Here is a 20,544-nt window from a genome sequence, read left to right as displayed (position 1 = left end):
GCATTACAGCCAGCCTTCCGGCGCGAATTCGCTGGTGAGCAGCAACCAGATTTTTAGCCAGAATTCCGACTCGGGTTCGTCCGGATGCACAGGCCCCTCGCCGCCGGCCGGTGTGATCCATTCGATCGCCTGTCCTTCGGACAGTCGTAGTTGATGCGCCGCCTGCATCTTGGACAATGCAGCCAGACGAGCAACGTCTTCGGCAACTTCCGGAACATGTATCGCCAGCGCGCTTTCGGTGTTGATGCGATCGGAGCGGGGGTCGAAATTCATCGAGCCGACGAGCAACTCCTTTCTGTCGATCACCAGCGATTTGGTATGCAGCCCCCCCACGGACAGTCCAAAGAGCTTGCGCTGCTCTTCGCGCCCGGCGCGCTGCGGGCTCAACTCGAACAGCGCAACACCGGCCGTCAGGAGCGCTGGTCTATAGCGGCGATAGGCCCCGTGCACGAGCGGCTGATCGGTTGAAGCGAGTGAGTTGGTCAACACGCTGACCTTCACACCCCGGCGAGCTGCTTCGGCCAGGAGGTCCACACCGGCGCGCCCCGGAATGAAATAGGGTGAGGTGAGCAATATCTCCACCGATGCGGCACGGATGTGCTCCAGGGCGTTGAGCCTCACGAGGTTGGAGCCATGCTCCTGTCTTCCCTGGGTCTGTGATGCGGAAAGCGCCTTGCCAGGCAGGTCCGCGTAGGATTCCCCGTCGCCCCATGCCAGATGCACACGGCCGGCAGCGAACTCTTTCGCCACCGATGAGCGGCCCAGCGCGTCTGGTGCATCGGCACCCGCCAATGCCGGAGCCGATGCTGACGGGGTCAGTGTCTCGAAACGATCGCGTAGCGCGTGTGCGTGTGCCGACCGTGCGGCGACGTATTCGATGGGCACGGTGGCGGCGCTGTTCCAGTAAAGGTCGAACTGGCGAGACATGTCACCAACGACTTTTCCTGCAGCCAGCACGTCCAGGTCGATGAAGTTGCCCGCGTCATTGCGCGTGAAATATTCATCGCCAATGTTGCGCCCCCCGGTGATCGCCCAGGCAGCATCGGCGACGAACAGCTTGTTGTGCATCCGGTGATTCAAGCGCCCGAAGAAGAATGGCGATGCCGCGAATCGAGCGAACACGCCGCCCGCCCTCAACGCGAACGGGTTGAAAAGCCGCACCTCAACGCGCTCGTGCGCGGCCAGGCAGGCCAGCAGTTCGTCCTGACCCTGTGTGTATAGATCGTCGATCAGCAGCCGCACTCGAACCCCCCGCGCCGCAGCGTCTCGCAAGGCCCGCATCATCTCGCGCCCCGTGGAGTCGGATTGAAAGATGAAGTACTGCAGGTCCAACGACCGCGTGGCCAACCGCGCAAGCTCAAGGCGTGCCTGCAGCGCGTCCGGCCCGGAGGGCAGCAACCGAAAGCCACTGGTTCCTTGCGCCGCGCGTGATGCTTCCACGACCTTGGACAGCGGTGCGTCTGCCGAGGCGGCAAGTGTGTGAGTGGGCGACGACGGCGGCGACTGGGGCAAGCCGAGGCAGCCGGACAAGGCGAGCAAGGTGCTCGCCATCGCAACGCGCCAAAGAGGAGTCAGTCTGTTCAAAATCTGTTGCTTCATGTCGAGCGGTTTTGTCGCACAGGTGAAATCGGAGAGCGCGGATATCGAGAAAGCCGAGGAATTTAAGCCGAGTTTCAGCAACCTTGGGGCCGCATTCGCTGAAAAGACGCGCTACGTCTCCCGGATGCTGATTCCTCTCAATTTGCCCCCAGCCAGATGTTGATGCGCTGCGTTCCATCGGGCGCGAAGGGGTGCATTCAAGCGCCTGGGCGCATGAGAGATCGATACCGCCGTTCGATCGCTCCGGACACACGACGACAGATGAAGTATTTGTAATCCATCTGTACGGCCATCGACAGATTGGATTTCTAGACTGACGACAGGGAGATCAACCGACGGCCGACCGAGAGCATCCGGGCTGTCATGGCTTTTTAGCCCGGCATGCACTCACACGGTCAAAGGAGAGTGTCATGTCGTCAAAACGCATAGGTTCAGCGCTCGCCATGGTCGTAAGCGCAGTTGTTCTCGCGCCCCCGACCTACGCGGAACCGTCCCACTTCGCGCCAACTGAAGCGGGTGTGGTTTACCACCCCGAGCATGCAGGGCCGACCAAACCCCGAGCCCAGATCACCGCAGAACTCGAAGCCGCTCAGAAGCATCCGTTCTGGACCTGGGCGAGTCGGTATGGCGCCCCATGGCCAGTCGCCAAGAGCGGTCCGGGAAAGACACGCGATGAAGTTCGAAAAGAGACCCTTCAGGCGATGCGAGACGGCACCATTCCGTCCGGCGAAAGATAGTCGCGAGCACACCTGCTGAGTAACAAGTGAGGAGAGCTGCTTCTTCAGCAGGTGCCCGGACTGCAACAGTCTTGCTACCCTTGGATTGGTGGGCATTTCGCCGAACCGAACGAACAGAATACACAGCAGTCGCCGGATTTCGGGCGAAGCAAGATCTTGCAGTTCTCGCATTCCTAGAAGAACTGACAGGCGTTCACAGGCAATGCCTTGAGCAGCGCCGCGTGACGTTGCGGCAGCACGACTCCGAACTCATAGAGAAGTCCCCTAGGGACGACGGCCTCGACCTGCCACTGGATAGTGGAGCTCCATGACTTTAAGCATCGCCTTCCACGGCACCGCCAGTTCCATCTCGACACGGAAGACTTCGCGCCTCGTCTCCTTCCTCTTGCCCGCTTTCTCCGCATCCGCAAAACTGATTTGGCTCATCGCTCGTGCTCTTTTCGTCCTGATGACGCAGTCTGATGCCGCACGAGGCTCCACTCGGCCTTGAATTTTTGCCGCTTGGCTTTAGGCCGCCTGCAACTTGTTAAGACGGCGAGCGACCTCCTGGCCCAGAAGGAATGCCGCCTCGATGCTTGCGACCTCAACTCCCGGGTGGCGCAGCGCCCACCGATCGCCAGCAGCATGAGAGGAGAAGAAGTGCACCTGACAGCAGAAAGATTGTCGGATGCCGGTTTGCGGCACCGCCAACGAAACAGCGGCGTCGGCTGGTTCGACCACGCATAGCTCGTGCGGGTCCACCGTCAGTGACACCGGCACACCCGTCTCCGGGCAGAGGGAGTGCACGCGCGCGGACTTGCCGATCAGGGCGGGAAACATCAGGGTGTCGAGGGCACACCAGGTGTACAGCCGGCGCCCTTCCAACTCAAAGGAATGGGGCGTTTGCCGCTGCGTGAGGCCGTACCCAACGATGTTGCCTATCCGGTCGTACTCAATGTCAGGTGCACCCCGCAATACCGTGTCGACTTGCGCCAATGACTGGCGCGAGGCTTTGGCCAACGCCCGCACAGACACGGGGAGGCCATTCGCGAGCTCACGCAAAAGTGCGACAAAGACGGGAGCAAATGCCTCCATCCTGCAGCCGCCCGACAACGCGTCGATGATGAGCGCGGCGTGGTCGCTCTTGTCAGTCATTGCCACCCCACAGTTCAGCATGGAGGGTCCTCAGCCAGCGCAGCACGAAAGCTGTGTCACATCCTTGGAGAAAGTCTGGGCCGCGAGCTTCAAGCCTTCCACCATCGTCAAGTATGGGAACAACTGGTCGGCCAGGTCTTGGACCGTCATGCCTCCTCGGATTGCAAGCGCCGCAGCCTGGATGAGTTCGCCTGCTTCGGCCGCCACCGCCTGCACACCCAGGATTCGGCCAGTACCGACCTCAGCAACGAGCTTGATGAAGCCACGCGTATCGAAATTGACTAGGGCGCGCGGCACGTTGTCCAGTGTCAACGTGCGGCTCTCGGCCTCGATCCCCGCTTGTTTCGCTTCGGCCTCGGTGCAGCCGACGGTCGCCACCTGCGGATCGGTGAACACGACAGCCGGCATTGCAGTCAAGTCGAGCTCAGCCTTTCCGCCCGTCATGTTGACGGCCGCACGTGTGCCAGCCGCCGCAGCCACATAGACGAACTGCGGTTGGTTCGTGCAGTCGCCTGCCGCATAGATGCCGGGGACGTTGGTTCGCATGCCGTGGTCGATGACGATGGCGCCACGCTCGCCGAGCTTCACGCCTGCGGCTTCGAGGTCCAGTCCGGCAGTGTTCGGCGAGCGTCCGGTGGCAACCAACAGTTGCTGCGCACGCAGAACGCCGTGATTCGTCGTCAAGGCGAACTCGCCGTTGGCGTACGCCACCTGGCTCGCCTCGGTCTGCTCCAGCACCACGATGCCTTCATCGCGAAACGCTGCGGTGACCGCCTTGCCGATGGCCGGATCATCCTGGGAGAAAAGTCTGCTGCGAGCCAAGATCGTGACCTGGCTGCCCAATCGGGCGAACGCCTGGGCAAGCTCCACCGCCACCACCGATGCACCGATCACCACCAGGCGCTGAGGGATCGCCTCGCAGGCCAAGGCTTCGGTCGACGTCCAGTAGGGCGTCTCCTTCAGGCCCGGGATTGGCGGCACAGCGGCGCTTGCACCGGTGGCCACCAGGCAGCGCTCAAAGGACACCTCCTGCTCGCCGCCTTCGTTCAGCGTCACCATCAGCGTATGACTGTCCTTGAAGCGCGCGGCGCCATGCACGACCGAGATGGCAGGTGTGCCGTTCAGGATGTTCTCGTACTTGCCATGGCGCAGTTCATCAACACGAGCTTGTTGCTGTGCAAGCAGCCGGTCTCGCAGCACAGTCGGCGCCGCCGCGGACAGGCCGGCGTCGAACGGACTTTCGCGGCGCATGTGCGCGACATGCGCGGCGCGGATCATGATCTTTGACGGCACACAGCCGACATTGACGCAAGTGCCGCCGATCGTGCCGCGTTCGATCAATGTGACTTGTGCGCCGTTCTCCACCGCCCTGAGCGCCGCAGCCATCGCGGCGCCGCCGCTACCGATCACCGCGACATGCAACGGTTGGCTACCTGAGCTCGGATGTGCGGCATTACCGAGCCATTGGCGGGCCTTGCCGAGCAACCCAGCGGGTGCCGAAATGTCGGCATGCAGCGCGCGGTAGCCGGCCGCTGCCACAGCCGTCGTCAGCGCAGCCGGCGATGTGCCTTCATCGAGCGTGAGCTTGGCCAGGCGGTCCGGGTAAGACACCGACACCGAGCGCACGCCGGGCACCTTCTGCAGTGCGCTGCGCACATGCTCAGCGCACGAGGCACAGGTCATGCCTTCAATTTGCAAGCGGGTCATTGAATGCCTGTCTGTGTACGTTGAAAATCTTCACTGCCTGCGTGGTTGCGCACTCGAGTCCGGAGCACACCTGCGATGCGCCGGCGCGAGCAGATCCCAGACCGAGACGGCGACCATGATGGTCAGGCCCGTGTAGAGCAGCCACTCGGTCCACCCATAGCCGAAGAACGGATAGAGCGCCGCCAGTACGATCGCGGGACCCACCATGCCCAGCACGCTGCGATGCCATTGCCGATGGCTGAACCAGCCCAACCCGTTGGCGAGAAGCGCAACCACTGCGAATAGCGGCAGCAGCCGGGTAATGACGAGTTCCTCGTACTGGCTCAGGAAACCCAGTCCGAGCGCCACCCCCAGGCTCCCCAGCGCCGGAAAGCACCCCGCGCAGCCCATCGCAGAGACGACGGTGCCCAGCGCCCCGGCCTTGTCCCCAATGCGAGTGATCAATCCCATGGTGAAGGACCTATTGCTTGGCGGTCGACGGGAACCCGGCGTCCGCGGTGGCCTTGATCACCGCCTGGATGCTGGTCTTAGCGTCATCGAAGGATACGACGGCCTGCTTCTTTTCGTAGCTCACATCGGCCCTGCTCACTCCGTTGACCTTGCCCAGCGCCTGCTTGACCGTGAACGGGCACGCCGCGCAGGTCATGCCCGGTACGGAGAGGGTGACGGTTTGCGGCGTGGCCCACGCGGGAGCGGTGAACGCAGCGAGCAGTGCGAGAACAGAAAGCAGCTTTTTCATGAAGAGGTCCTTTCAATAGAACAAGGGCAACACATAGGGAAACGCGAGCGCCACGACGACCAAGATCGCCACGATCCAGAACACGACCTGGTAGCCGAGCCGTACCTGGGGCACGGCACAAACGTCCCCGGGCTGACAGGCCTGCACCGGCCGAAAGATGCGTCGATAGGCGAAGAACAGCGCGACCAGCGCCACCCCGATGAAGAGCGGGCGATATGGCTCGAGCACGGACAGGTTCCCGATCCATGCACCGCTGACACCGAGCGTGACCAGAATCAGGGGGCCAAGACAACATGTCGAGGCGAGCAACGCGGCAAGTCCCCCTGCAATCAGGACTCCGCGACTGCTTTTCGTTTCTGGCATTGCCGCCATCCTTCCGGTTGTTTTTGAACTGGAGTAACCTTACTTCCGTAGTCAAGTACGGAGTCAAGCGGTATGGCAAATCAGGTGCACGACATCCTGACCATCGGCGCATTTGCCGAGTCGGCCGGGGTCAACGTGGAAACCATCAGGTTCTACCAACGCAAGGGCCTGCTGCCGCAGCCGGACAGGCCCTACGGCAGCATTCGGCGCTACGGAGAAACTGACGTGGCGCGTGTTCGGTTCGTCAAGTCCGCCCAGAGCCTGGGTTTCAGCCTCGACGAGGTATCCAGTTTGCTCGCATTGGATGACGGCACCCATTGCGACGAAGCGCGCCAGGTTGCGCAGGAAAAGCTCACCAATGTGCGCGCCAAGCTGGTCGATCTCCACCGCATCGAGTCGGTTCTGGCCACGTTGGTTGAAGATTGTTGCGCGAGCCACGACACGGTGTCATGCCCGTTGATTTCCGCGCTGCAGGAGCAGCCGTAGCAAAGCCCGTTTGAGCCTGCAGAGGTATCGAAATAGATCCCTTCTTGGGCGCCCAGCGCTCGTTCGAGGCGCAGTTTGCTTGTCACGGGAGGCTACGTTGCTCCCCACCAAGAGCTGATCCGCTGGTCAAGCGGCGTTGAGCGAACTGCTGCCCGTCACGTTGCACTGTGGCCGGGTGCCGAGTTGGCTGGCGCAAGCCGTAAAGCCGGGTCCGGCCACTTGGCTTCTTTGAACTCCAGTATGGAGCCTTGCTCAGAGCTTCTTGAATGAATTTTATAATTCAACTATTATTGAATCATGGAAGAAAAGATTGTCATTCGAGCTTTGGCCGCACTGGCCCAACCAGTGCGCCTGCAAGTTTTCCGCGCACTGGTCGTCGCCGGCCATACCGGCCTCACGCCGGGCGTGCTCGCCGAACGGCTTGGCGTGCCCTCGACCAGCCTCTCGTTCCACCTCAAGGAGCTGACGCACGCCAACCTGGTCAGCCAGGAGCGCGACGGCCGAAATCTGATCTACCGCGCGGTGTTCGAGCAGATGAATGCGCTACTCGGCTACCTCACGGAGAACTGCTGTCAGGGCGAGGCGTGCCTCACCGACAGCGCCACTGCCTGTGAATGCTGAAGGAGAAACCCATGAAGCGCTTCCACGTCCACCTGCATGTCGATGACCTCGCCAAGAGCATCGCCTTCTATTCCAACCTGTTCGCATCGCCGCCAGCACGTGTCGAGGCCGACTATGCGAAATGGATGCTCGACGATCCGCGCGTCAACTTCGCCATCTCGACGGTGGGAGAGGCGAAGGGCATCGACCACCTCGGCTTTCAAGCAGAGAGTTCGGACGAATTGATCGAGTTGAAGCGCCGAGCCGGCGCGGCCGACCGCACTGTGTTCGATGAGGGCGCGACGACATGCTGCTACGCGAAAAGCGAAAAGCACTGGGTCACTGATCCCCAAGGCATCGCCTGGGAACACTACCAAACCTTCGAGGACAACGAGAGCTTCGGACAGCGACGTGACCTGGTCAGCCAGCAGGTGCAAGGATGGTGCGAAAAGGCCGCTGATCGCGTTGGCCTCACCAAGGGCAAGAACGCCTGCTGCTGACGGATGCACCATGTCTCAAGAAACTGTCGCTGCGCCACCGGAGTCGGTGGTCAAGTCCCTCTTTGTGCGTGCCGAAGCTGAGTCGCTCGCGTCCGTGCGAACGCTGCTTCGGGAGGCCGGCCTGCCCGAGTCCGATCTGCAGGAAAAGCACATGGAAGCCTTCTTCGTGAGCCGCGCCGGCGACGAAGGGATTCTTGCCTGTGTCGGCTTGGAACGCTTCGGCGACACCGCGTTGCTCCGCTCCCTCGCGGTTCGCGCCGATGCACGTGGCAATGGTGTGGGGGACCAGGCCCTCCAAACCATGGAGGCCTTTGCTGCGTCGAAAGGCGTGAATCGCCTCTGCATCCTGACCACCACGGCAGAGCCATTCTTCGAGGCCCGAGGCTTCGAGCGCTGCGACCGCACGGCGCTACCGGCCTCCGTGCAGGCCAGCAGCGAATTCAAGAGCCTTTGCCCGGCCTCGGCCGTCTGCATGTTCAAAGAGATCAACCCGACTTCCTCCACCGAAAAACATCGTCATGGCTGAGAAAACCTACAACGTCCTTTTCATCTGCACGGGCAACTCTGCGCGCTCCATCCTGGCCGAGGGCCTGCTCAACTACCTGGGCAAAGGGCGATTCAAGGCCTACTCCGCTGGCAGCCATCCTGCCGGCAAGGTCAACGCCTACGCATTGCTCACTCTGGACAAGATGCACCTTCCCGCCACCGGCTATCGCAGCAAGAACTGGGAAGAGTTCGCGAAGCCGGATGCGCCGGTGATGGATTTCGTTCTCACCGTCTGCGACAAGGCCGCGGGCGAGGTGTGCCCTGTGTGGCCCGGCCAGCCGATGACCGCGCACTGGGGCGTGGCCGACCCCGCAGCCTTCGCGGGGCCGGAAGAAGCTACCGAGCGCCAGTTCATGGACACGGCCCTCACGCTGAAGCGCCGGATCGAGCTGATGCTGGCCCTGCCTCTGGCCCGGCTCGACTCGATGGCCATCCAGCGCGAGATCCGCGATATCGGCAAGGTTCAGAAGGCTGCGCAATGACGCTCAACGTACTCATCCTCTGCACTCACAATTCGGCCCGCAGCGTGCTGGCCGAAGGCATGCTCAACCACTGGGCCCGCCAGCTCGGCAAGGACGTGAAGGCGTTCAGCGCCGGCAGCGCACCCAGCGGAAGAATCAATCCGTTCGCCATCGAAGTGCTGCAGGCGGCCGGCGTGAACACCGAGGGCTTTCGCAGCAAGAGCTGGGACGAGTTCTCCACGCCGGTCATGCATGTGGTCATCACCGTCTGCGACAGCGCGGCGCAGGAAGCATGCCCGTACTGGCCCGGAACGCGCGTCAAGATTCACTGGGGCTATCCGGACCCATCGAACACCGAGGGCGGCGACGCGGCAAAACGCCAGGCCTTCGAGCTGACGCGCCAGGCGATCTCCTACCGCATGCTGCAACTGCTCGCACTGGACAACCCGCAAGCCATGAGCGACGCCGAGCTGCAAGAGCGGCTGAAGCGCATCTCCGCGAACTGACACCATGAGTGCAGTCATCGAAAGCCCGCGCGCCAGCGCGGCCCCCATGAGCGTGTTCGAGCGCTACCTGACGGTGTGGGTGTTCCTCTGCATCGTCGTCGGTATCGCATTGGGGCAATTGCTCCCGGCCGTGTTCCAGGCCGTTGGCCGCCTCGAGGTCGCCAAGGTCAACATCCCCGTGGGCGTGTTGATCTGGGTGATGATCATCCCGATGCTGCTGCGGGTCGATTTCGCAGCCCTTGCGCAGGTGAAAAACCACTGGCGCGGCATCGGCGTGACGCTGTTCATCAACTGGGCGGTGAAGCCGTTCTCGATGGCATTCCTGGCATGGCTCTTCGTGCGCCAGGTCTTTGCGGGCCACTTGCCAGCCGACCAACTCGACAGCTACGTCGCAGGCTTGATCCTGCTGGCCGCCGCGCCCTGCACGGCAATGGTCTTCGTCTGGAGCCGCCTGACTGGCGGCGACCCTGTCTTCACGCTGTCGCAGGTCGCCTTGAACGACGCCATCATGGTGTTCGCCTTCGCTCCCATCGTCGGTTTGCTGCTGGGGCTGTCAGCCATCACCGTGCCGTGGGACACGCTCATCACCTCGGTGGGGCTCTACATCGTCCTGCCGGTGATCTTCGCGCAGGTGCTGCGCAAACGACTGCTGAAGAACGGGCCCGCGGCTTTCGAACGAGCGATGCATCGCATCGGGCCGTGGTCGATTGCGGCGCTCCTGCTGACGCTCGTGCTGCTGTTCGCGTTCCAGGGTGAGGCCATCATCAAGCAGCCGCTGGTGATCGCGATGCTTGCGGTGCCGATCCTGATTCAGGTGGTGCTGAACTCTGGCCTGGCCTACTGGCTCAACCGGAAGCTCGGCGAGAAGCACAGCATCGCATGTCCCTCCGCGCTGATCGGCGCCTCCAACTTCTTCGAGCTGGCGGTGGCCGCGGCCATCAGCCTGTTCGGCTTCCACTCGGGGGCGGCCCTGGCCACCGTGGTTGGCGTGCTGATCGAGGTGCCGCTCATGCTGGCGGTGGTCAAGGTCGTGAACTCATCGCGGGGTTGGTATGAGTCGTGAGCTGCCGAACATCGATCCGGCCTTGTTCGCAAAAGCCGATCCGGATCTGCTGATGCCGGCGCAGCGCTCCACCCACGCGCCCCGCATCCTGCTGCTGTATGGCTCGGTCCGTGAGCGCTCCTACAGCCGCTTGCTGACCGAAGAAGCAGCGCGGCTTCTTCGCGCGCTCGGCGCCGAGACGCGGATCTTCGATCCTCGCGGCTTGCCGTTGCCGGACGCAGAGCCCGACGACCACCCCAAGGTAGTGGAGCTGCGCGAGCTCGCCCAGTGGGCAGAGGGAATGGTCTGGACCTCGCCCGAACGCCACGGCGCCATGACCGGCATCATGAAAGCCCAGATCGACTGGATTCCGCTGGCCATGGGCTCCGTTCGGCCCACGCAAGGCAAGACGCTCGCGGTGATGGAGGTGTCGGGCGGCTCCCAGTCGTTCAACGCCGTGAACCAGCTGCGCGTGCTTGGCCGCTGGATGCGCATGATCACGATCCCCAACCAGTCGTCGGTGGCCAAGGCCTTCATGGAGTTCGACGAGGCCGGGCGCATGAAGCCCTCTCCCTACTACGAGCGCGTGGTCGACGTGATGGAAGAGCTGGTGAAGTTCACGCTGCTCACGCGCGACTGCGCGGGCTACCTCGTGGACCGCTACAGCGAGCGGCGCGAGAGTGCCGAGGCATTGTCGAAGCGGGTCAACCTGCGCAGCATCTGAGCGGGGCGAACCCAGGGTGCAAAGCAAGACCACGACGACGGTGATGCTGGGTGTGGCTCAGACCCTGGCGTGGGCCTCGTCGTATTACCTCCCCGCGGTGCTGGCCGGTGCCATCGGCAAGGACATCGGAATTTCCACGTCCACGGTCTTCGGTGCTTTCTCGATGGCGCTGCTCGTCGCGGCCGGCATCGGCCCCTTCGCCGGCCGGCTCATCGACCGCTTGGGCGGACGCCCGGTGCTCATCGCCAGCAACGTGGTGTTTGCCGCAGGGTTGGCGGCGTTGAGCCAGTCCACGCATGCCAGCCATGTATTCGTCGCTTGGGCGTTGATGGGCCTGGCCATGGGCAGCGGGCTCTACGAGGCTGCGTTCGCCACCGTTGTACGCCTGCATGGCCAGGATGCGCGCAGAGCAATCACCGGCATCACACTGTTCGCAGGCTTTGCGAGCACCGTGGGGTGGCCTTTGTCGGCCTATCTGGAAAGCACCGTGGGCTGGCGCGGGGCGTGTCTTGCGTGGGCGGCATTGCATCTGGTGATCGGCCTTCCACTCAATGTGCTGCTGCCACGCGCTGCCCGGGCCGATCAGGCTTCGCAGGAGGCAACTGTCGCCAACAAGGGCGCGGGCGCGGGTCTTGCGCCAGCGCAGCCGCGCCGCGCCGCTTTCCTGATGGCATACGTCTTTGCCGTCACCTGGTTCATCAGCACGGCAATGGCCGCGCATCTGCCGGAACTGCTGCTCGCCAGCGGTGCCACGCTGGCCGCGGCAGTTGGCATCGCCGCCCTGGTCGGTCCAGCCCAGGTGGTGGGACGGGTGATCGAGTTCACTTTTCTCAAGCGTGCGCATCCGCTTTTGTCGGCCCGATTGGCCACGCTGGCTCACCCGCTGGGCGCTCTCTGCCTCGGCCTGCTCGGTACTTCGGCCACCGCTGCTTTCGCGGTGCTGCACGGCTTGGGAAATGGCATCCTGACCATCGCCATCGGGACGCTTCCGCTGCTGATCTTTGGTGCCGAGGGCTACGGGCAGCGCCAAGGATTCCTGATGGTGCCAGCGCGCATCGTGCAGGCCGGGGCACCGTTTCTGTTCGGCATTGCGGTGGAGCGATGGGGTGACGGGGCACTGTGGTTCTCCGCTGCCCTTGGCCTGTCCGCATGCCTTGCGCTTGTGGTCATGACGGCCGACATGAGGAACGCACCACTTGTTGCTGAGGGGCACTGAAATCGGAATTCTGGTCAACGCATGACCACGCGTCGTGGTCGCTATCAGTGGTGACCATCACAGGCTCAGCCAGTCCGATTTGGCGCAAGCGCCACGAAGGTCGCGCGCACCGATTGACCGGTCTGGTCCGATGGCGCGCTCGGGCATGACGGGATGGTAAAGGCTCGTTTGCTCTGCCCAAGTGCCGATTGCCATCCATGCCTGTCGCAATCAACTGACATCGCAAACTTCGACGCGCCACTGTCGTGATTGCACGTCCGACACCATGGCCCCCGGCCACATCCTCCTTCGCCAGAGGTTTTGCTCAGCGGAGAACGCAATTATCGGATTCCATTCCAAATTGACAAGATTTCCGAGCCGGATGAAGCCCCCGCCCTCTGTCATCCGTGAATCTGGTTGCCGAGACGACTCGCTCTTTGTAAGGTTCCGGCCATGACGCTTCGTTTCCGAATTGAATTGCTCTTGGATACATCGCCGGATGGCAGTGATGCCGTTCGCCGCGTTGTCCTCGTGGACCGCGAAACCGAGTTGCAGCACGAGCTTGCAGTAGCTTTTTTGCTCGACGAATTTGGTCAGACGCCGCTGAATACCCAGATCGCGGTTCTTTTGGATCTCGCGTTCTTTCTCGAATGGCAGCTGCTTCGCGCAAGGCGTGCTGAAGCCTCGGGAAAGGCGAAAGCGCCCTTCATCAGTCCGGAAGGCCGCGTGCTTGCTGGCATACGTGCACTGACGAGCAGAGAAATTACTGAGTACTGCCGTTGGGCATGCCTGTCAGCCGACAAGCTCGCGACCGCGCTACAGGACGAATCCTCTACCTTCGCTCTGTTGGCAACCGGCAAAGCCGTCAAATTCGGCACGTCGAACCGCCGCATCAGGACCACCGGAAACTATGTTGCCTGGCTGACGAAGGAATGCGACCCTCGGTCGGAACTCACCGCGGAGGAGCATCGAATGCTCGAAGCCAGCGCGCAGAGCATTCGAATGGAATTTCATAAGCACATCGCTACAGGCGACGATTCTGTAGAGGTGCGCTCGTTAAACGATGAACAACGGAGCAGCGTTGAGAGAGCCATCGGGAACGGTGGCCCATTTCCTCAAACTCCAACAGGGCAGCGCGATCGCTTGATCGTGGAAACACTCCACGAGTCGGGCCTCAGAGCGGGAGAGTTACTCAAGCTCTGCTGTGTAGATGTGATGGAGTCGTGGGAATACAAGCCTGAGCACTTCACCGGATGCATCAAGGTCGTCGAAGCGCAGAACGATCCTGCCGACACTCGATTGCACGAACCCGCTTGCAAGACCGGGGGTGGCTTGGTGCCGATCTCCACATCACTTGCGACCAAACTCATTGAATACATCGTTGGCGATCGTGAAGCGGCCGTCTTCAAATCAAACTCAGCGACGCCCTTTCTGTTTGTAAATCATGAGGGCAAGTACGAAGGAAGCCCCCTCGGCCGAAGGAACCTGAATCGCATACTCGCCAAACTCAAATCCTTCGAATCGCTCCCTTCCACCATCTCGCCTCACGTCCTGCGACACACCAACCTCAATCACGTTTACAAGACTGCGACGTCAAAAGGCCGTGACGCTCGTGAAATCGTGATCCAACGAGGTCGATGGTCTACGAAATCAACAATGCCGGATCGATACGCCGCTCGTGCAATCGAAGAACGCTCGGCTGAGCTCGTTCAGCAAAGAGACCGGATCATTTCCTGACGAGATTGCGGCATGTACGGCCCATACACCGAGTTCGTTGTCGGGAGCGAGGAAGTTTTTCCCGACGGTCTTCCAACTCACATCAAGGTCATCGACAACGAATCGCGGCTCATCCCCGTCAATTTGGACGGCATGATGCTTCCCAAAACCGATGGCATAGAAAGCGTATTCAGGCTCAGGAATGTCGAGGATCTGCTGACGCCCGCAACAGCGACCATTTATTACGCAGTGGTTCTGCACGCCTTGGACGGCCACCGTAAGGTCTCCACCGCGGTCCAGTGGTTTTCTCGTTTTGAGCGGATGATCAGAAGGTTGAATCTCACCGCAAGAGTTGCATCCATCACGCTGAAGATGTACATGGAGGAAGCGCGGCAATCGTCACCGAATGATCTAAAGACGCTCAGGAGCTTGTTGAGGTATTGGATACGTCTCCGCTATCCAGGCATCGCCCCAGACCTCAAGGCGCACATTCTGACCTCTCAATCGCCGAAGAGCGCGACCTCCATCGAGATTCAGGCAAGGAAGGCGCACGAGCGCCCCTTCTCGATCGAGAAGGTGCGCTCGATTCATCGACAAGTAGATGACCTGTACATCGACGGGAAGTTCAATCCACAGCAGAACCTGCTTTGGCGTCTGATGATCTCCGAGGCTTTGCGGCCCTCGCAAATGCAACTCTTGAGGGTCAAGGACGTTTCATTGTCCGCCAAGACACTCGCAGTGCCTCTGGTCAAACTTCATGGAAGACCGAGCCGCTCGAGGATGATGACCGTGAGCGTCTCAGAGGCTGTACACGTGGCTCTTCGCGATCACCTGGCTTGGATGGAGAAGCTGTCTGGCCGCAACCTTTCTCCCGATCAGCCACTCTTTTGCGTCAACATCAATCAGCACGTTCCTTTTCTACAGAAGCAATCCCTCGGTATCACATCTCTGATAGTTCGCACTCGAGGGCGAATCACAGACCACATTGCAGACCTAGGCGATCTCGATCTTTTCACCAGGCGATTCAAACACACAAAACTCACCCATCTGGCCATCCTCGGTGCTCCATTGGAGGTCCTCAGGCAGGCGGCCTTTCACACCACCACCGGTTCGCTCACGCGCTATGTCAATTTGACCGACGAGATGGCTGAGGCGTATGAGCGGCAGATGGATCCGCACTTTGTGCTTGTCATAAACGCGTTTAGAGGTTCGGTGCTGGATGCGGGCAACGAGAAGTCCATACCTGAAGACAACCTCATCCTCGACGCCGAGTTGAACGACAGCCTGGGCGGATGCGGAGATGAACTATGCGGCGTTTTGGCTCCCGATGGTTGCTATATCTGTCCGCGGTTCAAGGCCTTCGTAGATGGACCGCACGACCAAGTTCTAGCGAAGATGGAGAAGGCGCGAGAAAGGAAAGTGCTGATGCTATTGCCAGTGGAAACGATTCAAAGAGACGACAACATCATCTCCGCGGTGAAGCAGGTCATTCATATCTGTGAGAGCAAGAGGAAAAACGAATGCAGGGAGTAGTTCCGCTTTTCAGGACCGAGACCGCTGCGGGCCCCGACAGATTTAATGAGTTTGTCAGGTGGGGATGCCCCGGTGGAGTCGCAGGTTTTGACGCTGTGCACGAGCAAGGTTATGACCCCAGTGTTCCGTGGTTTGCGATGGCTCCGCATCGCCTGAAAGCGGGTGACAAGACCACACGACTACCGCTCATCAAGATCGAGCACCGTGAACGGGCACGAAAGATATTCATTCGCACTCGAACGGGGCCGCCCAGGATCACCGCCCCTGAGGCAATGGTTGGCGGAGACCGTTTCCTCACGTTTGCGAAGACATACATCAACGTGATGATCATCTACCGCAATCTGAGAGGGGCTCCGAAGACGATCGCCCGCACCCTGGAGCTTCTGGACTGGGCTCTGCGCCAGCTCAACTCTGGAAACAATGACCCAAGCTTGCTGACGCGCGCGACCTTCGTTCTCGCCGAACAAACGTTGATTGGCGGATCAGATTGCGCATCTGTCAAATACGATATTGGATGCGAGTTGGACTTGCTCGCAGGTATGTTGCAGGGTGGCCATCACACGAAAAGTTTCAGGTTTGGCCAATACGGATTCGGCCTGCTGGCAACTCGGTTCACTTTCAAGTCCAAGGTGCCCAGCCCGACGAAACGGAAAGCACAACTTCTTGATGACGATGTGCAGAAGAAGAGCCAGTCCAGGCGTCTACCGAATGAAGTCGTAGCTGCTGTTGGACTGGCATACCGTTCTGCGCAACAGCGCTTCGGTCCGGCACACGAAGTTACCTCAATGGCCGCATTGGTAGCGCTGCCCTTCACAACCGTGTCGATGCGGCTATCGGATCTATTGCAGCTCCACCCCGACGCCCTCAGGAGCGTTGACGGAAGGGTTCGGATATCAATTTATCGACCCAAGACCGATCTGTACCAAGAACTTCCTGTCCCGAAACTACTCGGGGCTCTTGCCCAGGAACTGTTCGAGGTCGCCGGCAATTTCTCAGCGGACGCAAGAGCAGCGTTCAAGTACTACATTGAGAACTTCGACAGCTTCGAAAAGATCAATCAGCTGTATATCCCGGACCACCTGCAGAGCGATTTTTCGCAGTCGTACTTCAGAAGACCTCCGTTCGGCACCAAAAAGACTGCTCCACATGTACCCGTCAGTGCCGTAGATTCAATGGCTCATGCGTCTCCTTCACTCTACGACAAGATCCCAGAAGTCATCTGCGTCAAGCTGCGCACGCTACGTGGCGTGAACCATCCCCAAGACTTCTTCCCGCAGCAGACCAGATCTCAAGTCTCAGGGCGAATCTACCTATCACACCTCGATCTGAGCGTGTTGTTCAGGGTCATCGGGGTCAAATTGCCTAGTGAAGTCCAACTGCTTGAAAAAGATATCTTCATTGATCGGGACTACTTACTCAACTCGATCTCTGCAAACGAAGGACAGAAGATCGGAATCGAACTGGCTTTTCTGGTGGCTGGGCGAAGTCTTTCCTGTTTTTCCAGTGTTGAAGAGTTGCGTACCAGACTTTTGGCGGACCTCAAGAAGGCAAGATTCCCTCACTGGCCTTACTCATCCAGCGACAGAAAGACGCGGCTCGACGAGGTCCTCTGCGCCGCGTTTGATGGTCAGCTTGATCAGGAAACTGATCACTTGGCGCGGAAGCGAGCTTGGTGGCGCCCTGTTGTCCTCACGTATTCTCGCTTTCTCAGATGGACTAGCGTGCGCTTGGGTAAGCCTCCAAGACTCTTCGCGACACTGAACATCAAACTCTCGAATGGCGAATATCCATCGTTCACCCTTCACGACACACGAGCCTATCTTCAAACACGAGCGCTAACGTTGGGGGTGAGCGAGCAGTACCTTGATCTACTTGCCGGACGAACGTCAGGCCCGCAGTCAGCACATTACGATTTGCGCACCCCGGCAGAGATTGTGAGCGGCTCTATCGAGGGGTTTGATCCGGCAGTCGACTTTAAGGTGATTGGCCCTGTTGCGAACGCCGCTCGAACAATTGAAGTAGTAGATCGAGAGATCTTTCTCTTTGAAAGAGCTGTTCCCAAGCAAATCACAGAAGTGGGGGGATGCTCAACATCTTGGTCTCTCAACCCTTGTGAACAGCATGGTGACTGCATGGGGTGTGCCCACCACGTCTGGAGGAAAGGGGACAAGAAGCGCTTGCCGATCATCAAAGAGATGCATCGGCACTCCCTCCACATGATCGCCGAGGGACGCAAAAAATTGCGATCGAGCGGGGGCCTGAAGAAGCCGATCGAGCGCCACATCAGACAACACGGATGGGTTCGCGCTCGCTGTGAAGAGATCTTCGCTGTGGAGAATGACCCCTCAATTGCACCAGGCACGCTCGTGACGTTCGATGCGGCGCCAGCGGCTCTGGGCCTGTCCGAACTCACGTCTCGATTACACGATAAACATGTCGGCGAGCCGCCGGAAAGAGATGACGATGGGGATGCCAAAGATTAGTCGGAGGGCCGAAGCGGCGATCGTCGTCATCTTGAAAGAATGGCCGGCCAAGCAGCGATTGACCTGGGATTCGCTAAGAAGGCAAATTGCCAAGAAATTCAAAGCTTCAGACGTGTGGTCGCGCCAATCGCTCAGCGCGAATGAGGCCATCTATAACGCGTACGAGGCGGCCAAGAAGCCAGGTGTTGAGCGCTCGAGCGCTCCCCAGCACAGTCGGTCTTGGTACGTGAAGCGAGTTATTGAGTTGGAACTACAGGTTGCCGACCTGTCTGCGAAAAAAACTGCACTGCAGTTGCGTCACATGCAGCTGATCCACAACGTGTCCCTATTGCCCGGTGGCATCGGGCTGCTGGCTCTTCCATTGCCCAGTAATACGCGCAGAAGGCGAGAAGATAGGTAGAGAGCCAACCGCGAGACGCTGCCATTCGACAAGGAATGGTATCCCTCTACGGTTCGCCCCGACTCTTGTGCTCATGCGCTCTTCGGCTCCATTCGGCGCCAAGCTCCCCGATCAGCTAGCTGAACTACCGATTGTTGAAGTACCAGGCATGAGCCGGATCGGGGCCACGACGACTTCCGAAGGCTCATTCGGCGCAGCGAGCCAGTTGCTGACATCGTCCAGTTCGCCGCTCACCTTCGCTGGCGTGTTGAAGTCATGCAACTTTCGGTCGAGCAGATGCGACGGCACCACATCTGTCAACGCACGAAACATGTTGTCGGAGCGCCCCGGGAAGCGTCGATCCCATTCCTGAATCATTTCCTTCATTGCTCTGCGCTGAAGGTTGGGCTGAGAGCCGCACAGATTGCAAGGGATGATCGGGAAATTCATCGCCGCCGAATAGGCCTTGATGTCTCGCTCGTTGCAATACGCGAGCGGGCGAATGACTACATTTCTTCCGTCGTCCGAGACCAGCTTCGGCGGCATGGTTTTCAGCTTTCCGCCGAAGAACATGTTGAGAAGCAGCGTCTCCAAGATGTCGTCGCGATGGTGGCCCAACGCTACCTTGGTGGCGCCCAATTCCACTGCGGTCCGGTAGAGGATGCCGCGTCGCAGCCTTGAGCAAAGAGCGCAAGTCGTTTTCCCCTCAGGCACCTTCTCTTTGACAATGGAGTAGGTGTCTTCCTCGATGACGCGAAATGGGACGTTCAGTTGAGTCAAATATGCGGGAAGGATGTCCTCCGGGAAGCCTGGCTGCTTTTGGTCCAGGTTGACTGCTACGACATCAAAATTGATCGGAGCGACTTCCCGGAGGTAAAGAAGGCTGTCCAGCATGGTGTAGCTGTCTGCCCCACCCGACAGACAGACCATGACGAGATCACCTTCCTCGATCATCCCGTAGTCAACGACAGCTTGGCCGGCGAGTCGGCGGATGCGCTTGCGCAGCTTATTAAATTCAACACTCATAGAGAACCTTTCGTGGAATTGTAGGGAAGACTTGTCAGCAACGCCCTCCGATGTAAACATTGGCCAGTCTGGCGACGTTTCTTGACAAAATTCAACGGCTGTAAAGGACCGCGCCTAGCCGCTGCGACCCGTCACTCTTGATGGCCTCGGAAAAAGCATGTTCTTGATGGGCTCTACGTCCGATAAGAAAGGACTCCATGACCATCGTCCGCTCCATGCGCGTTCTCGACGTGCGCTTTCCAACCTCGAAGCATCTGGACGGCTCCGATGCGATGAACCCCGATCCGGACTACTCGGCGGCGTACGTCGTGCTCGAGACCGACCAGCCGGGGCTGGAAGGCCATGGCCTCACGTTCACCATCGGCCGGGGCAACGAGATCTGCTGCGTGGCCATCGAGGCGATGCGGCACCTGGTCGTGGGGCTCGACCTAGCATGGGTGGCGGAGGACATGGGGCGCTTCTGGCGGCATGTCACTTCCGACAGCCAGCTGCGCTGGATCGGTCCCGACAAGGGTGCGATCCATCTCGCGACGGGCGCGGTGGTCAATGCGATGTGGGACCTGTGGGCCAAGTCCGAAGGCAGGCCCGTGTGGCAGCTCGTGGCCGACATGTCGCCCGAGGAGCTGGTGCGCTGCATCGACTTCCGCTACATCACCGACTGCATCGCGCCCGACGAGGCATTGGCGTTGCTGCGGGAAGCGTCGCGGGGCAAGGAAGAGCGCATCGCCACGCTGAAGGCCGAGGGCTACCCTTGCTACACCACCTCGGCCGGCTGGCTCGGCTATTCCGACGACAAGCTGCGGCGCCTTGCGCAGGAAGCGATCGATGCGGGTTTCAATCACATCAAGCTCAAGGTGGGGCGCGACCTGCAGGACGACATCCGCCGCCTGACCGTGGCGCGCGAGGTGCTCGGGCCCGATCGCCACCTGATGATCGATGCCAACCAGGTGTGGGAAGTGGGGCAGGCCATCGACTGGGTGCGGCAGCTCGCCTTTGCCAAGCCGTGGTTCATCGAGGAGCCCACGAGTCCCGACGACGTGGAAGGCCATCGCAGGATCCGCGAGGGCA

At 60.3% G+C, this 20,544-nt stretch carries 22 protein-coding genes and 2 pseudogenes; 15 read left to right on the top strand and 9 right to left on the bottom strand.

Translation table 11 applies throughout. From position 1 onward, the window contains the following. Positions 1-3: 3 nt before the first annotated feature. A complete protein-coding gene (locus ACT6S0_RS15965; RefSeq protein ID WP_444764778.1) occupies positions 4-1,680 on the bottom strand; it encodes a phospholipase D family protein in 1,677 nt (558 codons plus the stop codon). A 329-nt stretch (positions 1,681-2,009) separates the two neighbouring features. Here ACT6S0_RS15965 and ACT6S0_RS15960 point away from each other — a divergent pair, with 329 nt between their 5' ends. Beyond that, entirely contained in the window at positions 2,010-2,336 is a 327-nt protein-coding gene (locus tag ACT6S0_RS15960; RefSeq protein WP_119554544.1) for a DUF4148 domain-containing protein, read from the top strand. A gap of 74 nt (positions 2,337-2,410) precedes the next feature. Here ACT6S0_RS15960 and ACT6S0_RS15955 read toward each other — a convergent pair. The 7 genes and pseudogenes from ACT6S0_RS15955 to merT form a co-directional block, all read right to left on the bottom strand. After that, positions 2,411-2,497 (bottom strand): annotated as a pseudogene (locus tag ACT6S0_RS15955) (GDCCVxC domain-containing (seleno)protein); the annotation flags it as partial. 106 nt (positions 2,498-2,603) lie between these two features. Next, positions 2,604-2,762: pseudogene (locus ACT6S0_RS15950) on the bottom strand (IS5/IS1182 family transposase); the annotation flags it as partial. 81 nt (positions 2,763-2,843) lie between these two features. Further along, entirely contained in the window at positions 2,844-3,470 is a 627-nt protein-coding gene (gene merB, locus ACT6S0_RS15945; protein ID WP_119554659.1) for an organomercurial lyase MerB, read from the bottom strand. Positions 3,471-3,500: 30 nt separating this feature from the next. Next, positions 3,501-5,177 (bottom strand): mercury(II) reductase, encoded by a 1,677-nt coding sequence (merA, locus tag ACT6S0_RS15940; protein WP_119554546.1) that lies wholly within the window; start codon positions 5,175-5,177, stop codon positions 3,501-3,503. A 30-nt stretch (positions 5,178-5,207) separates the two neighbouring features. Then, positions 5,208-5,627 carry an organomercurial transporter MerC gene (gene merC / locus ACT6S0_RS15935; RefSeq protein WP_444764777.1) on the bottom strand — a complete coding sequence of 140 codons (420 nt, stop codon included), beginning with the start codon at positions 5,625-5,627 and terminating at the stop codon, positions 5,208-5,210. Positions 5,628-5,637: 10 nt separating this feature from the next. Beyond that, a complete protein-coding gene (gene merP, locus ACT6S0_RS15930; RefSeq protein WP_119554550.1) occupies positions 5,638-5,916 on the bottom strand; it encodes a mercury resistance system periplasmic binding protein MerP in 279 nt (92 codons plus the stop codon). Positions 5,917-5,928: 12 nt separating this feature from the next. Continuing rightward, positions 5,929-6,279: a mercuric ion transporter MerT gene (merT, locus tag ACT6S0_RS15925; protein ID WP_119554661.1), complete on the bottom strand. Its 351-nt coding sequence runs from the start codon at positions 6,277-6,279 to the stop codon at positions 5,929-5,931. 72 nt (positions 6,280-6,351) lie between these two features. Here merT and merR point away from each other — a divergent pair, with 72 nt between their 5' ends. The 13 genes from merR (at position 6,352) to ACT6S0_RS15860 (ending at position 18,471) form a co-directional block, all read left to right on the top strand. After that, on the top strand, positions 6,352-6,765 hold the full coding sequence (gene merR / locus ACT6S0_RS15920) for an Hg(II)-responsive transcriptional regulator (protein ID WP_119554552.1): 414 nt from the start codon (positions 6,352-6,354) through the stop codon (positions 6,763-6,765). 297 nt (positions 6,766-7,062) lie between these two features. After that, on the top strand, positions 7,063-7,386 hold the full coding sequence (locus ACT6S0_RS15915; RefSeq protein ID WP_119554554.1) for an ArsR/SmtB family transcription factor: 324 nt from the start codon (positions 7,063-7,065) through the stop codon (positions 7,384-7,386). An 11-nt stretch (positions 7,387-7,397) separates the two neighbouring features. Next, positions 7,398-7,865, top strand: coding sequence for an ArsI/CadI family heavy metal resistance metalloenzyme (locus tag ACT6S0_RS15910; protein ID WP_119554556.1), 468 nt, complete (start codon positions 7,398-7,400; stop codon positions 7,863-7,865). 10 nt (positions 7,866-7,875) lie between these two features. Further along, positions 7,876-8,391, top strand: coding sequence for an arsenic resistance N-acetyltransferase ArsN2 (arsN2, locus tag ACT6S0_RS15905; protein WP_167481219.1), 516 nt, complete (start codon positions 7,876-7,878; stop codon positions 8,389-8,391). Further along, the gene (locus ACT6S0_RS15900) at positions 8,384-8,893 is read left to right on the top strand and encodes an arsenate reductase ArsC (protein ID WP_119554560.1); all 510 of its coding nucleotides are present in this window, start codon (positions 8,384-8,386) and stop codon (positions 8,891-8,893) included. Before arsN2 ends, ACT6S0_RS15900 begins: the two co-directional genes overlap by 8 nt. Continuing rightward, positions 8,890-9,378, top strand: a complete 489-nt coding sequence (locus ACT6S0_RS15895; RefSeq protein ID WP_119554562.1) for an arsenate reductase ArsC — start codon at positions 8,890-8,892, stop codon at positions 9,376-9,378. The genes ACT6S0_RS15900 and ACT6S0_RS15895 overlap by 4 nt, the downstream gene beginning before the upstream one ends. Before the next feature lie 4 nt (positions 9,379-9,382). After that, the gene (gene arsB / locus ACT6S0_RS15890) at positions 9,383-10,441 is read left to right on the top strand and encodes an ACR3 family arsenite efflux transporter (protein WP_444764776.1); all 1,059 of its coding nucleotides are present in this window, start codon (positions 9,383-9,385) and stop codon (positions 10,439-10,441) included. After that, complete coding sequence (gene arsH / locus ACT6S0_RS15885) at positions 10,431-11,144, top strand: arsenical resistance protein ArsH (RefSeq protein WP_444764775.1); 714 nt, start codon at positions 10,431-10,433, stop codon at positions 11,142-11,144. Before arsB ends, arsH begins: the two co-directional genes overlap by 11 nt. A gap of 16 nt (positions 11,145-11,160) precedes the next feature. Beyond that, positions 11,161-12,360: an MFS transporter gene (locus ACT6S0_RS15880; RefSeq protein ID WP_119554568.1), complete on the top strand. Its 1,200-nt coding sequence runs from the start codon at positions 11,161-11,163 to the stop codon at positions 12,358-12,360. 432 nt (positions 12,361-12,792) lie between these two features. Further along, positions 12,793-14,076, top strand: a complete 1,284-nt coding sequence (locus ACT6S0_RS15875; RefSeq protein ID WP_119554570.1) for a tyrosine-type recombinase/integrase — start codon at positions 12,793-12,795, stop codon at positions 14,074-14,076. 12 nt (positions 14,077-14,088) lie between these two features. Then, positions 14,089-15,588, top strand: coding sequence for a site-specific integrase (locus ACT6S0_RS15870; protein WP_119554572.1), 1,500 nt, complete (start codon positions 14,089-14,091; stop codon positions 15,586-15,588). 95 nt (positions 15,589-15,683) lie between these two features. Next, entirely contained in the window at positions 15,684-18,071 is a 2,388-nt protein-coding gene (locus tag ACT6S0_RS15865; RefSeq protein WP_444764774.1) for a hypothetical protein, read from the top strand. Then, entirely contained in the window at positions 18,022-18,471 is a 450-nt protein-coding gene (locus ACT6S0_RS15860) for a hypothetical protein (RefSeq protein WP_147400454.1), read from the top strand. The genes ACT6S0_RS15865 and ACT6S0_RS15860 overlap by 50 nt, the downstream gene beginning before the upstream one ends. Positions 18,472-18,582: 111 nt before the next feature. Here ACT6S0_RS15860 and ttcA read toward each other — a convergent pair whose 3' ends face one another. After that, positions 18,583-19,536 carry a tRNA 2-thiocytidine(32) synthetase TtcA gene (gene ttcA, locus ACT6S0_RS15855; protein ID WP_119554576.1) on the bottom strand — a complete coding sequence of 318 codons (954 nt, stop codon included), beginning with the start codon at positions 19,534-19,536 and terminating at the stop codon, positions 18,583-18,585. Positions 19,537-19,673: 137 nt separating this feature from the next. Between ttcA and ACT6S0_RS15850 the strand changes: the two genes are divergently transcribed. Beyond that, positions 19,674-20,544, top strand: an 871-nt coding sequence (locus tag ACT6S0_RS15850) for an enolase C-terminal domain-like protein (protein WP_444764773.1), incomplete at its 3' end; no start/stop codon positions are given.

This window comes from Roseateles sp. (genome assembly GCF_052436255.1).
Taxonomy (GTDB): domain Bacteria; phylum Pseudomonadota; class Gammaproteobacteria; order Burkholderiales; family Burkholderiaceae_C; genus Pelomonas.
Note: the sequence above shows the minus strand (reverse complement) of the source record. Positions and strands in the feature narration are given on the sequence as shown.